Annotated in this window: 10 protein-coding genes; 7 read left to right on the plus strand and 3 right to left on the minus strand. The window is 59.2% G+C overall.

The window, feature by feature from the left end; genetic code table 11:
* Positions 1 to 43: 43 nt before the first annotated feature.
* From mupP to AC07VR_RS24095, 3 genes are all read right to left on the minus strand, one after another.
* Positions 44 to 715, minus strand: coding sequence for an N-acetylmuramic acid 6-phosphate phosphatase MupP (gene mupP / locus AC07VR_RS24085; protein ID WP_494993795.1), 672 nt, complete (start codon positions 713 to 715; stop codon positions 44 to 46).
* Between the two features lie 4 nt (positions 716 to 719).
* On the minus strand, positions 720 to 1,418 hold the full coding sequence (ubiG, locus tag AC07VR_RS24090) for a bifunctional 2-polyprenyl-6-hydroxyphenol methylase/3-demethylubiquinol 3-O-methyltransferase UbiG (RefSeq protein ID WP_494993796.1): 699 nt from the start codon (positions 1,416 to 1,418) through the stop codon (positions 720 to 722).
* 63 nt (positions 1,419 to 1,481) lie between these two features.
* Positions 1,482 to 2,813, minus strand: coding sequence for a TRZ/ATZ family hydrolase (locus tag AC07VR_RS24095; RefSeq protein WP_495012784.1), 1,332 nt, complete (start codon positions 2,811 to 2,813; stop codon positions 1,482 to 1,484).
* 107 nt (positions 2,814 to 2,920) lie between these two features.
* Between AC07VR_RS24095 and mtnA the strand changes: the two genes are divergently transcribed.
* From mtnA to cmk, 7 genes are all read left to right on the plus strand, one after another.
* Positions 2,921 to 3,997 carry an S-methyl-5-thioribose-1-phosphate isomerase gene (gene mtnA, locus AC07VR_RS24100; protein ID WP_494993798.1) on the plus strand — a complete coding sequence of 359 codons (1,077 nt, stop codon included), beginning with the start codon at positions 2,921 to 2,923 and terminating at the stop codon, positions 3,995 to 3,997.
* Between the two features lie 423 nt (positions 3,998 to 4,420).
* On the plus strand, positions 4,421 to 7,081 hold the full coding sequence (gyrA, locus tag AC07VR_RS24105) for a DNA gyrase subunit A (RefSeq protein WP_494993799.1): 2,661 nt from the start codon (positions 4,421 to 4,423) through the stop codon (positions 7,079 to 7,081).
* Positions 7,082 to 7,301: 220 nt separating this feature from the next.
* Positions 7,302 to 8,387, plus strand: a complete 1,086-nt coding sequence (gene serC, locus AC07VR_RS24110; RefSeq protein WP_494993800.1) for a 3-phosphoserine/phosphohydroxythreonine transaminase — start codon at positions 7,302 to 7,304, stop codon at positions 8,385 to 8,387.
* The gene (gene pheA / locus AC07VR_RS24115) at positions 8,387 to 9,481 is read left to right on the plus strand and encodes a prephenate dehydratase (protein ID WP_494993801.1); all 1,095 of its coding nucleotides are present in this window, start codon (positions 8,387 to 8,389) and stop codon (positions 9,479 to 9,481) included. Before serC ends, pheA begins: the two co-directional genes overlap by 1 nt.
* 10 nt (positions 9,482 to 9,491) lie before the next feature.
* Positions 9,492 to 10,604 carry a histidinol-phosphate transaminase gene (gene hisC / locus AC07VR_RS24120; RefSeq protein WP_494993802.1) on the plus strand — a complete coding sequence of 371 codons (1,113 nt, stop codon included), beginning with the start codon at positions 9,492 to 9,494 and terminating at the stop codon, positions 10,602 to 10,604.
* Between the two features lie 28 nt (positions 10,605 to 10,632).
* The gene (locus tag AC07VR_RS24125) at positions 10,633 to 12,840 is read left to right on the plus strand and encodes a bifunctional prephenate dehydrogenase/3-phosphoshikimate 1-carboxyvinyltransferase (protein WP_495012809.1); all 2,208 of its coding nucleotides are present in this window, start codon (positions 10,633 to 10,635) and stop codon (positions 12,838 to 12,840) included.
* Positions 12,840 to 13,526 (plus strand): (d)CMP kinase, encoded by a 687-nt coding sequence (gene cmk, locus AC07VR_RS24130; protein WP_494993864.1) that lies wholly within the window; start codon positions 12,840 to 12,842, stop codon positions 13,524 to 13,526. The genes AC07VR_RS24125 and cmk overlap by 1 nt, the downstream gene beginning before the upstream one ends.
* The last annotated feature ends 63 nt before the right edge of the window (positions 13,527 to 13,589 follow it).

Here is a 13,589-nt window from a genome sequence, read left to right on the forward strand (position 1 = left end):
CACAGGAAAGGCGATCAGCCACGCAAACCATCAGGAAAGTCGCTCAGCAACCACACAGGGCGCTATCCAGAACCTTACGCAACTCCAGTGGATGATCGACCACCACATCCGCCCCCCAATGACTGGGGTTGTCGTCTGGATGAATATAGCCCCAGGTCACTGCGGCAGTTTTGGTGCCTGCGTCGCGGCCTGACTCGATATCGCGTAGGTCATCGCCAACAAACAGCACGTTGGCCGGATCCAGGTCGAGCATCTTGCAAGCGAGGATCAGTGGTTCGGGATCAGGTTTGCTGTTTTTCACATGATCCGGGCAGATCAGCACCGCCGAACGCTCCGCCAACCCTAGTTGCTGCATGATCGGTTCGGCAAAACGTACCGGCTTATTGGTGACGACGCCCCAGATCAGATTGGCTTTTTCGATGTCCGCCAACAGCTCGGCCATACCATCGAAAAGTTTGCTATGGACTGCGCAGTCTTTCAGGTAGCGCTCCAGAAACTCCAGGCGCAGTTCCTCGAAACCCGGTGATTCCGGGTCCATCGAAAAGGTCACGGCAACCATGGCCCGCGCACCGCCGGAGATTTCGTCGCGGATGTGCTTGTCGCAAACCGGTGCCAGGCCGCGATCGGCGCGCATGCTCTGGCAAATGGCGATAAAGTCCGGTGCGGTGTCGAGCAGAGTGCCGTCCATGTCGAAAAGAACCGCTCTGATACGCATGGGCTTATTCCTCCCGCAGGGTCTGGATCATGTAGTTGACGTCAACGTCCGTCGCCAGCTTGTAGTGCTTGGTGAGCGGGTTGTAGGTCAGACCGATGATGTCCTTGACCGTCAGACCGGCCGAGCGGCTCCAGGCGCCGAGTTCGGAAGGGCGGATGAATTTCTTGAAGTCGTGGGTGCCGCGCGGCAGCAGTTTCATGATGTATTCGGCGCCGACAACGGCGAACAGGAATGCCTTCGGATTGCGATTGATAGTGGAGAAGAACACTTGGCCGCCTGGCTTGACCATGCGGAAGCAGGCGCGGATCACCGAAGAGGGGTCTGGCACGTGTTCGAGCATTTCCAGGCAGGTGACCACGTCGAATTGCTCCGGCATTTCTTCGGCCAGGCCCTCGGCGGTGATCTGCCGGTACTCGACGCTGACGCCGGATTCCAGTTGATGCAGCTGGGCCACGGCCAGCGGCGCTTCGCCCATGTCGATACCCATCACCGTTGCGCCGCGCAGGGCCATGGCTTCGCTAAGGATGCCGCCGCCGCAGCCGACGTCGAGGACTTTTTTGCCGGCCAGTTTTACCCGCTCGTCAATCCAGTTGACCCGCAACGGGTTGATGTCGTGTAGCGGTTTGAACTCGCTTTCACGGTCCCACCAGCGATGGGCCAGGGCTTCGAATTTGGCAATTTCAGCGTGGTCGACGTTGCTCATGGGGCATCCTCTAAATCTAATAAATTCTGTGGTAAGCCTTGAATGTCAGTTCAAAGTTTCTATCTATTGGCGATGACCGCTGATGCGTTTGCCCCAGGCTATGGCTGTGGCGCAAAGCTGTTGTTCATCCAGGCGGGTCAGGCGCCGGTCGTCGAGCAATTGCTTGCCGGCGACCCAAAGATGTTTCACACAGTCTCGGCCGGTGGCATATACAAGCTGCGAGACCGGGTCGTAAATGGGTTGCTGCGCCAGGCCGGAGAGGTCAAAGGCCACCAGGTCGGCAGCTTTGCCGACTTCCAGTGAGCCGACTTCGGCGTCCAGTCCCAGAGCTCGTGCGCCGTTGAGCGTGGCCATGCGCAATGCGCGATGGGCATCCAGGGCGGTCGCCGAGCCAGCGACGGCCTTGGCCAAAAGTGCTGCGGTGCGGATTTCGCCGAGCAGATCCAGGTCATTGTTGCTGGCTGCGCCATCAGTGCCGACAGCAACGTTGACCCCGGCCTGCCACAAACGCTCGACCGGGCAGAAACCACTGGCCAGTTTCAGGTTCGATTCCGGGCAATGAATCACGCTGCTGTTACTTTCTACCAGCAAAGCCAGGTCGTCATCGCTGACTTGTGTCATGTGAACGGCCTGGAAGCGCGGACCGAGCAAGCCCAGGCGCCCCAGGCGGGCCATTGGTCGCTCGCCGCGCTGCTCGACGGATTGCTGTACTTCAAACGCGGTCTCATGGACGTGCATATGAATCGAGGCATCCAGCTCCTCGGCAATGACCCGGATTTTCTCGAGGTTCTCGTCGCCGACGGTGTAGGGTGCATGAGGGCCGAAGGCGATCTTGATGCGCGGATGGTGCTTGAGATCGCCGAACAGCTCGATGCCCTGACGGATGGCCTCATCGGCATCGCTTGCACCGGGAATCGGAAAGTCGAGGATCGGGATGGCAATTTGTGCGCGAATACCGCTGTTATGCACGCGTTCACTGGCGACTTTCGGGAAGAAATACATGTCCGAGAAACAGGTGATGCCGCCTTTAAGCTGTTCGGCGATGGCCAGATCGGTGCCATCGCGAACAAAGTCCTCATTGACCCACTTGGCTTCGGCGGGCCAGATGTGCTGCTCCAGCCAGGTCATCAGCGGCAAGTCATCGGCCAGGCCGCGAAACAGGCTCATCGCCGCGTGCCCGTGAGCATTGATCAGGCCAGGGCTGAGCAGCATGCCCGGCAATTCGCGGACTTCAGTGGCGTTGAGTTTCAAGGCGTCGGCGCGCGGGCCGATGAATGCAATGCGGCCGTCACGGATGCCCAGGCCATGCTCTTTGAGGACCACACCGGCGGGTTCGACAGGTACCAACCAGGTCGGCAGCAATAATAAGTCGAGCGCAGCGGCAGGGTTCGGCATCGAGGGTGGGTTCCAGTGCTTTATAAAGGATGGCGAAGTATACCCGAGCGTCTTCGCGGGCGGATCGCTATAATCGGCGGCTTTTGTACATGAGTACGGGGTGAGGCATGCGCGATCGACTGTTGGCTGCGGAGAAGGTAAAGGCCATCGATTGGCGGGATGATGCCCTTTATCTGCTCGATCAGCGCATTTTGCCGTTCGAAGAACGCTGGATTGCCTACACCGGTGCAGCCGGTGTGGCCGAAGCCATTCGCTCGATGGTTGTGCGTGGTGCCCCGGCCATTGGCATCAGTGCGGCCTATGGTGTAGTGCTGGCGGCGCGCACGCGGTTTGCCGCCGGCGGTGACTGGCAGGCAGCTCTTGAGGAGGATTTTGCCTTGCTCGCGGATTCGCGGCCGACGGCGGTCAATCTGTTCTGGGCGCTGAACCGCATGCGCGAGCGTCTTGAACGGCTAAAAGGGCATGCCGATCCGTTGTCGGTCCTTGAGGCGGAGGCCTTGGCCATTCATGAAAGCGATCGCGAAGCCAATCTGACCATGGCGCAATTGGGTGTCGATCTGATCCGCAAGCATCAGGGCAATGCTCAAGCCATTTTGACGCATTGCAATACTGGCGCCTTGGCCACGGGCGGCTTTGGCACGGCGCTGGGAGTGATTCGTGGTGCCTGGCTGGAAGGTATGGTGGAGCGGGTCTACGCCGATGAAACCCGGCCTTGGTTGCAGGGCTCGCGGCTCACTGCCTGGGAGTTGGCCAACGAAGGTATTCCCGTCACGCTGAATGCCGACTCGGCCGCGGCACACATCATGAAAACCAAGGGCGTGACCTGGGTGATCGTCGGTGCTGACCGGATTACCGCCAATGGCGATGTGGCGAACAAGATTGGCACCTATCAGTTGGCGGTGTGCGCCATGCACCACGGGGTGCGCTTCATGGTGGTGGCGCCGAGTTCGACCATCGACATGACCTTGGCCAGCGGTGACGATATTCCTATCGAAGAGCGTGATGGCAGTGAGCTGCTGGAAGTCGGCGGCAAGCGCGTCGGGGCTGATGTGGGCGCTTTCAATCCGGTTTTCGACGTCACCCCGGCGGACCTGATCGACGCCATCGTCACCGAAAAAGGCATTGTCGAGCGGCCCGATACCGCGAAACTGGCTCAGTTGATGTGTCGCAAGCGGCTGCATTGATGGTGGTTGGCGTCTGTTAAATCGCTTTCGCGGGCAAGCCTCGCTCCTACAAGTCCCCGATGTTCTGTAGGAGCGAGGCTTGCCCGCGATGAGCGATGACGCGGTCTGCAGCACCTGAAGCAGCATTTCGCTTGCGAATCGGGCGCAATAACACCTCTAAGCTTCTCTGGTCCCCTATCAGGCTGTCACCGGTCCACTAACTATGCTCCATGCGCGTCTGGGGGATAGGTGCGTGGCGGCGATTGTGATAACATCCGGCGGTTTCCAAGGTAGCCCGATGTGGCTGCCTTTACTGCGCAGATCCATGGCATAACTCGTTGATTTGTCGTAAGTCGAGGCATGGCACCAAGCCTGCATCGACGAGCTTCGTTCGTCCCATATGGATGCGACGAAGTTTCACCAGAAAAAGGAATCAGGCTTCTCATGGGCGAACTGGCCAAAGAAATCATCCCGGTCAATATCGAAGACGAGATGAGGCAGTCCTACCTCGATTACGCAATGAGCGTAATTGTCGGGCGGGCACTGCCTGATGCGCGCGATGGCTTGAAGCCCGTGCACCGGCGCGTACTGTTCGCGATGAGCGAGCTGGGTAACGACTGGAACAAGCCGTACAAGAAATCTGCCCGTGTTGTCGGTGACGTGATCGGTAAGTATCACCCCCATGGTGATACTGCGGTGTATGACACCATCGTTCGTATGGCCCAGCCTTTTTCCCTGCGCTACCTGCTGGTAGACGGCCAGGGTAACTTCGGTTCGGTCGACGGCGACAACGCCGCGGCCATGCGATACACCGAAGTGCGCATGACCAAGCTGGCGCACGAGCTGCTGGCCGACCTGCATAAAGAAACCGTGGACTGGGTGCCGAACTACGACGGCACCGAAATGATCCCCGCGGTCATGCCGACCAAGATCCCCAACCTGTTGGTCAACGGCTCCAGCGGTATCGCCGTGGGCATGGCGACCAACATCCCGCCGCACAACCTTGGTGAAGTCATCGACGGTTGCCTGGCGCTCATCGACAACCCTGAGTTGACCGTCGATGAGTTGATGCAATTCATCCCCGGCCCGGACTTTCCGACTGCTGCGATCATCAACGGTCGCGCCGGCATCATCGAAGCCTACCGTACCGGTCGCGGACGCATCTACATGCGTGCCCGTTCGATCATCGAAGACATCGACAAGGTCGGTGGTCGTCAGCAGATCGTCATTACCGAACTGCCTTACCAGTTGAACAAGGCGCGTCTGATCGAGAAGATCGCCGAGCTGGTCAAAGAGAAGAAGCTCGAAGGCATCACCGAGCTGCGCGACGAGTCCGACAAGGACGGTATGCGCGTCGTGATCGAGCTGCGTCGTGGTGAAGTGCCTGAGGTGGTCCTCAACAACCTCTATGCCCAGACTCAGCTTCAAAGTGTTTTCGGCATCAACATCGTTGCGCTGATTGACGGTCGCCCACGGATCCTCAACCTGAAGGATCTGCTGGAAGCCTTCGTACGTCACCGTCGCGAAGTCGTAACCCGTCGTACCGTGTTCGAACTGCGTAAAGCCCGTGAACGTGGCCATATCCTGGAAGGTCAGGCTGTTGCACTGTCGAACATCGACCCGGTCATCGCCCTGATCAAGGCTTCGCCAACTCCGTCGGAAGCCAAGGAAGCGCTTATAAGCACGCCTTGGGAGTCCAGCGCAGTGGTCGCGATGGTCGAGCGTGCCGGTGCTGATTCCTGTCGTCCGGAAAATCTCGACCCGCAATACGGTCTGCGCGAAGGCAAATACTTCCTCTCACCAGAGCAGGCGCAAGCCATTCTTGAGCTGCGTCTGCACCGTCTGACCGGCCTGGAGCACGAAAAGCTGCTGGCCGAATACCAGGAAATCCTCAACCAGATCGGTGAGCTGATCCGCATCCTCAACAGCGCTGTGCGCCTGATGGAAGTGATCCGCGAGGAACTGGAAGTCATTCGTGCCGAGTACGGCGATGTACGTCGCACCGAAATTCTCGATGCTCGTCTCGATTTGACCCTGGGTGACATGATCCCGGAAGAAGAGCGCGTCGTGACCATCTCGCACGGTGGCTATGCCAAGACCCAGCCATTGGCTGCGTATCAGGCTCAGCGTCGTGGCGGTAAAGGCAAGTCGGCTACCGGCGTCAAGGATGAGGACTACATCGCCCACCTGCTGGTCGCCAACAGTCACACCACGCTGTTGCTGTTCTCCAGCAAGGGCAAGGTTTACTGGCTGAAAACCTACGAAATTCCGGAAGCATCACGCGCTGCCCGTGGTCGTCCATTGGTCAATCTGCTACCGCTGGGTGAGGGTGAGTACATCACCACCATGCTGCCGGTCGAGGAATACACCGAAGGTCACTACATCTTCATGGCTACCGCTGACGGTACGGTGAAGAAGACGCCGCTGGAGCAATTCAGCCGTCAACGCAGCGTTGGTTTGATTGCGCTGGAGCTGGACGAAGGCGACGTATTGATTTCCGCTGCCATCACTGATGGCGAGCGCGAAGTCATGCTGTTCTCCGACGGCGGCAAGGTTACCCGCTTCAAAGAATCCGATGTCCGTGCCATGGGGCGTACCGCTCGCGGTGTGCGTGGCATGCGTCTGCCGGAAGGTCAGAAGCTGATTTCCATGCTGATCCCGGAAGAAGGCAGCCAGATCCTCACCGCTTCGGCGCGTGGTTACGGCAAGCGTACGGCTATCAGCGAGTTCCCTGAGTACAAGCGTGGTGGTCAGGGCGTTATCGCCATGGTCAGCAACGATCGTAACGGCCGTCTGGTCGGTGCAGTCCAGGTGCTCGACGGCGAGGAAATCATGCTGATTTCCGATCAGGGCACACTGGTTCGTACCCGCGTCGACGAAGTTTCCAGTCTCGGCCGTAACACTCAGGGCGTGACCCTGATCAAGCTGGCCAGCGACGAAACACTGGTTGGTCTGGAGCGTGTTCAAGAGCCATCCGAAGTCGAAGGCGAAGAGCTGGAGGGCGAGGAAGCTGTTGAGTTCCAGGGCGGTGCAGTCATCGAGGATGTTGTTGAAGATCAGCAACTCGATGCCGCTGTGGCTGACGACGCCGAACCGCAGGAGTAAACGGATACGCGAGGGGGGCGGATGAAAATTCTCCCCCTTGTTATTTTTCCAGCCTGTAGGAGCGAGCTTGCTCGCGATGGTCGCTAACGATAACGCGGGCTAGCTGAAGCACCGCGGCGCTCTCAGGCTCATCGCGAGCAAGCTCGCTCCTACAGTGATTGGCCCCCGTGTCGATCGATGATTTATTGCGTGATCCCACCAAATCAGAGCGAGATTGGATGTGAGCAAGAGAGCCTATAACTTCTGTGCCGGCCCCGCGGCGCTTCCCGAATCTGTCCTGCAGCGCGCGCAGGGTGAACTCCTCGACTGGCACGGCAAGGGCCTGTCGGTCATGGAAATGAGCCATCGCAGTGATGAGTTCGTCTCCATCGCGACCAAGGCCGAGCAGGATCTGCGTGATCTGCTGGATATCCCCTCGAACTATAAAGTGCTGTTTCTGCAAGGCGGCGCCAGCCAGCAATTTGCTCAGATTCCTCTGAACCTGTTGCCGGAAACCGGCAAGGCTGACTATATCGACACCGGTATCTGGTCGCAGAAAGCCATTGAAGAAGCCTCGCGCTTCGGCACCGTCAATGTGGCGGCGACGGCCAAGCCTTATGACTATTTCGCAATTCCCGGCCAGAACGAATGGAAGCTGTCGCAAGACGCGGCCTACGTGCACTACGCGCCAAACGAAACCATCGGCGGTCTGGAATTCAGCTGGATCCCGGAAACCGGTGATGTGCCACTGGTTGCGGACATGTCTTCGGATATCCTGTCCCGTCCTGTGGATATCTCCCGTTTCGGCATGATCTACGCCGGCGCACAGAAGAACATCGGCCCGAGCGGTATCGTCGTCAACATCGTTCGCGAAGACCTGCTGGGTCGCGCCCGTTCAATCTGCCCGACCATGCTCGACTACAAGGTCGCGGCCGACAACGGCTCCATGTACAACACCCCGCCAACCCTGGCCTGGTACCTTTCCGGTCTGGTCTTCGAATGGCTGAAGGAGCAGGGCGGCGTAGAGGCCATCGGCAAGCTCAATGACGTCAAGCAGCGCACGCTGTATGGCTTCATCGACGCCAGTGGCCTGTACAGCAACCCGATCAACAAGTCTGACCGCTCATGGATGAACGTGCCATTCCGTCTGGCGGATGATCGCCTCGACAAGCCGTTCCTGGCGGGTGCCGAGGAGCGCGGTCTGTTGAACCTCAAGGGTCATCGTTCCGTGGGTGGCATGCGCGCCTCTATCTACAACGCCGTCGACATCAATGCGGTCAACGCGCTGGTGGCGTACATGGCAGAGTTCGAGAAGGAACACGGCTAATGTCTGAGCAAGAACTCAAGGCACTGCGCCTGCGTATTGACAGCCTGGACGATAAAATCCTGGAGCTGATCAGTGAGCGTGCGCGCTGCGCCCAGGAAGTCGCGCGAGTCAAGATGGCTTCATTGGCCGAAGGCGAAGTGCCGGTGTTCTATCGTCCTGAGCGCGAAGCTCAGGTGCTCAAGAAGGTCATGGAGCGCAATAAAGGTCCGTTGGGCAACGAAGAAATGGCGCGTCTGTTTCGTGAAATCATGTCCTCGTGCCTGGCGCTGGAGCAGCCACTGAAAGTGGCTTATCTAGGCCCCGAAGGTACCTTCACTCAAGCGGCGGCCCTGAAACACTTCGGTCATGCGGTGATCAGCAAGCCTATGGCTGCAATTGATGAAGTGTTCCGTGAAGTGGCAGCCGGAGCGGTGAATTTTGGCGTGGTGCCTGTGGAAAACTCCACCGAGGGCGCGGTCAACCACACCCTCGACAGCTTCCTCGAGCACGATATGGTGATCTGTGGCGAAGTCGAGCTGCGTATCCACCATCACCTGTTGGTCGGTGAAAACACCAAAACCGACAGCATTAGCCGTATCTACTCCCATGCCCAGTCTCTGGCTCAGTGCCGCAAGTGGCTGGACGCCCATTACCCGAATGTCGAGCGCGTGGCGGTTTCCAGCAACGCCGAAGCGGCCAAGCGGGTCAAGGGTGAATGGAACTCGGCAGCCATTGCCGGCGACATGGCGGCAGGCTTGTACGGCCTGACTCGTCTGGCCGAAAAAATCGAGGACCGTCCGGACAACTCCACGCGCTTCTTGATGATTGGCAGTCAGGAAGTGCCGCCGACCGGCGACGACAAGACCTCGATCATCGTCTCCATGAGCAACAAGCCTGGCGCGCTACACGAGTTGCTGGTGCCATTCCACGACAATGGTATCGACCTGACGCGGATCGAAACCCGGCCTTCGCGTAGTGGCAAATGGACCTATGTGTTCTTCATCGACTTCGTTGGCCATCACCGTGATCCGCTGATCAAGGCTGTGCTGGAGAAGATCAGTCAGGAAGCAGTAGCACTCAAAGTGCTGGGTTCCTACCCGAAAGCGGTTCTCTGAGGCTTTAACAATGAGTGGTGACTTCCTCGCTCTGGCGCAGCCGGGTGTGCAACAACTTTCGCCTTACGTCCCGGGCAAACCCGTGGATGAACTGGCTCGCGAGCTGGATATCGATCCGGCAAAAATCGTCAAACTGGCGAGTAATGAAAACCCGCTGGGCGCCAGCCCTAAAGCCTTGGCGGCGATTCGCGAAGAGCTGGCCGAGCTGACTCGTTATCCGGATGGCAACGGCTTCGCTCTCAAGAGTTTGCTGGCCGGGCAGTGCCGTGTGCAGCTCGATCAGGTGACCCTGGGTAACGGTTCCAATGACATTCTGGAGCTGGTGGCTCGTGCCTATCTGGCGCCCGGTCTGAATGCGGTGTTCAGCGAGCATGCGTTCGCGGTCTATCCGATCGTCACTCAGGCCGTAGGTGCGCAGGCGCGCGTGATTCCAGCCAAAGACTGGGGGCACGATTTGCCGGCGATGCTCAAAGCCATCGACAGCAATACTCGCGTGGTCTTCATTGCCAATCCAAACAATCCGACCGGCACCTGGTTCGGTGCAGAGGCGCTGGATGAGTTCCTTCAGGACGTGCCTGAGCACGTGCTGGTGGTGCTCGACGAGGCCTATATCGAATATGCCGAAGGTAGCGATCTTCCGGATGGTCTGGACTTCCTCGCGGCTTACCCGAATCTGCTGGTCTCGCGGACCTTCTCCAAGGCTTATGGTCTGGCCGCGTTGCGTGTCGGTTATGGCCTGTCTACGGCGATCGTCGCTGATGTCCTGAACCGCGTGCGCCAGCCATTCAACGTCAACAGCCTGGCCCTGGCCGCGGCTTGTGCGGCGCTGCAGGACGAAGAATATCTGGCTGAAAGCCGTCGCTTGAACGAGTCCGGTATGCAGCAGCTGGAAGCGGGCTTTCGCGAGCTGGGCCTGAGCTGGATTGCGTCCAAAGGCAACTTCATTGCGGTCGATCTGGGGCGCGTCGCGGCTCCGGTGTTCCAGGGTTTGCTGCGTGAAGGTGTGATCGTGCGTCCGGTGGCCAACTATGGCATGCCGAACCATCTGCGCATCACCATTGGTTTGCCGGCTGAAAACAGCCGCTTCCTCGAGGCGCTGGCCAAGGTTATGGCTCGTGGTTGATGTCATTGCAGTGCAACCTGCTGTGCCTATGATCGGTCGCCTGGTGGTGGTCGGTCTCGGGCTGATCGGTGGTTCCTTCGCCAAGGGCCTGCGCGAAAGCGGCCTGTGTCGCGAGGTCGTGGGTGTCGATCTTGATCCGCAGTCGCGCAAGCTGGCGGTTGAGCTTGGTGTGGTGGATCGCTGCGAAGAAGACCTTGCTCTGGCTTGTAGCGGTGCCGATGTCATTCAGTTGGCGGTGCCGATTCTGGCTATGGAGAAATTGCTGGCCGTTTTGGCGCGCATGGACCTGGGGCAAGCAATTCTGACGGACGTCGGCAGCGCCAAGGGCAATGTGGTGCGTGCTGCGAGCGAAGCGTTCGGCGGCATGCCCGCGCGTTTTGTGCCGGGGCATCCGATTGCCGGCTCCGAGCAGAGCGGGGTAGAAGCCTCCAATGCGCAGTTGTTCCGTCGACACAAAGTGATTCTGACACCGCTGGAACAGACCGATCCCGCAGCGCTGGCAATGGTTGACAGGCTTTGGCGCGAGTTGGGTGCGGATGTTGAGCACATGCAGGTCGAGCGTCATGATGAAGTGCTGGCGGCTACGAGCCACTTGCCGCACTTGCTGGCATTCGGTTTGGTCGATTCATTGGCCAAGCGCAGTGAAAACCTTGAGATCTTTCGTTACGCTGCGGGCGGTTTCCGCGATTTCACGAGAATCGCCGGTAGCGACCCGGTCATGTGGCACGACATCTTTCTCGCCAATCGCGAAGCTGTCCTGCGCACACTCGATACATTTCGCAGTGATCTCGACGCCTTGCGCGACGCGGTCGATGCAGGGGACGGGCACCAGCTGTTGGGCGTTTTCACGCGCGCCCGGGTTGCCCGCGAGCATTTCAGTAAAATCCTGGCCCGCCGGGCCTATGTGGACGCTATGAACTCCAACGACCTGATTTTCCTGGCTAATCCTGGTGGCCGCCTGACTGGGCGGATTCGTGTACCAGGCGATAAATCGATTTCCCACCGTTCGATCATGCTCGGCTCTCTTGCCGAAGGCACTACCGAAGTCGAAGGTTTCCTCGAGGGCGAAGACGCCCTGGCGACGCTGCAGGCTTTCCGTGACATGGGGGTAGTGATCGAAGGTCCGCACCATGGCCGTGTGACCATTCACGGCGTCGGCCTGCACGGCTTGAAGCCGGCCCCCGGGCCGATCTATCTGGGTAATTCCGGTACGTCGATGCGTCTGTTGTCGGGGTTGCTGGCGGCGCAGAGCTTCGACAGTACCTTGACCGGTGATGCGTCGTTGTCCAAGCGGCCGATGAACCGTGTGGCCAATCCGCTGCGTGAAATGGGGGCGGTCATCGAGACCGCTGAAGATGGTCGTCCGCCGATGACCATTCGTGGTGGTAACAAGCTCAAAGGCCTGACCTACACCATGCCGATGGCCAGTGCCCAGGTTAAATCCTGCCTGCTGTTGGCTGGTCTGTACGCCGATGGCAAAACTACCGTAACCGAGCCCGCCCCGACTCGCGACCATACCGAGCGTATGCTGCGTGGTTTCGGCTATCCGGTAACGGTGAATGGCGCTACGGCTTCGGTCGAGTCCGGGCACAAACTGACAGCGACGCACATCGAGGTTCCGGGGGATATTTCTTCCTCGGCGTTCTTCCTGGTCGCAGCATCGATAGCCGAAGGCTCTGAGCTGGTGCTTGAGCATGTCGGTATCAACCCGACCCGTACCGGTGTTATCGATATCCTGCGTCTGATGGGCGCTGATATCACTCTGGAAAACCAGCGTGAAGTCGGCGGCGAGCCAGTGGCTGATCTGCGTGTACGTGCGGCTAAACTGAAGGGTATCGAGATCCCGGAAGAGCTGGTTCCGTTGGCCATTGATGAGTTCCCGGTACTGTTCGTGGCTGCCGCCTGTGCCCACGGGCGCACGGTGCTGCGTGGCGCAGAAGAGCTGCGAGTCAAGGAGTCGGATCGCATTCAGGTGATGGCGGATGGTTTGCTGGCGCTGGGCGTCAAATGCGAGCCAACCCCGGACGGCATCATCATCGATGGCGGCCAGATCGGGGGCGGTGAGGTGCATGGTCATGGCGATCACCGCATTGCCATGGCGTTCAGTGTGGCGTCGCTGCGGGCAAACGCTCCAATCCGTATCCATGACTGCGCCAACGTTGCTACGTCGTTCCCCAACTTCCTCGCGTTGTGCGCGCAGGTCGGTATCCGCGTTGCGCAAGAGGCTCAATCGTGATGATCAAAGCGCCTGTAATTACCATTGATGGGCCGAGCGGTTCGGGTAAAGGCACCATCGCCGGTATTCTGGCCAAACGTCTGGAGTGGTGCCTGCTGGATTCGGGGGCGTTGTACCGCTTGCTGGCATTTGCTGCGCGCAATCACGGGGTCGACCTGACCAACGAAGAATCGCTGAAGTTGCTGGCGGCGCATCTTGACGTGCAGTTCGTCGGGGCGACCGAAGGTCAGCCGCAGCGGATCATTCTCGAGGGTGATGATGTCACTGATGACTTGCGCAACGAACAAGTCGGCGCCTGGGCTTCCCAGGTAGCCGCGCTGCCGGCGGTGCGGGACGCTTTGCTGCAACGCCAGCGGGCGTTCCAGGAACCTCCGGGACTGGTGGCCGATGGTCGGGACATGGGAACGGTGGTTTTCCCCGATGCGCCGCTGAAGATTTTTCTGACCGCCAGCGCCGAGGAGCGTGCACGTCGCCGTTACTTGCAGTTGAAGGCCAAAGGTGATGATGTTAGTCTGTCGAGTCTGCTAGATGAGATACGTGTACGTGATGAGCGTGACACCCAGCGAGCGGTAGCCCCGCTCAAACCGGCGGCTGACGCCATACAGCTGGATTCCACGGAATTGTCCATCGAGCAGGTGCTGGAACGCATCATGAGCGAGATCGCCATTCGCGATATCGCCGGGTGACCAGGAAACTCCGCAGGGGACACCAGGCATAGTCCTGCGGTTTTTCTTTTATATGAACGTAAC

Source organism: Pseudomonas sp. GW821-FHT02H09 (assembly GCF_059421425.1).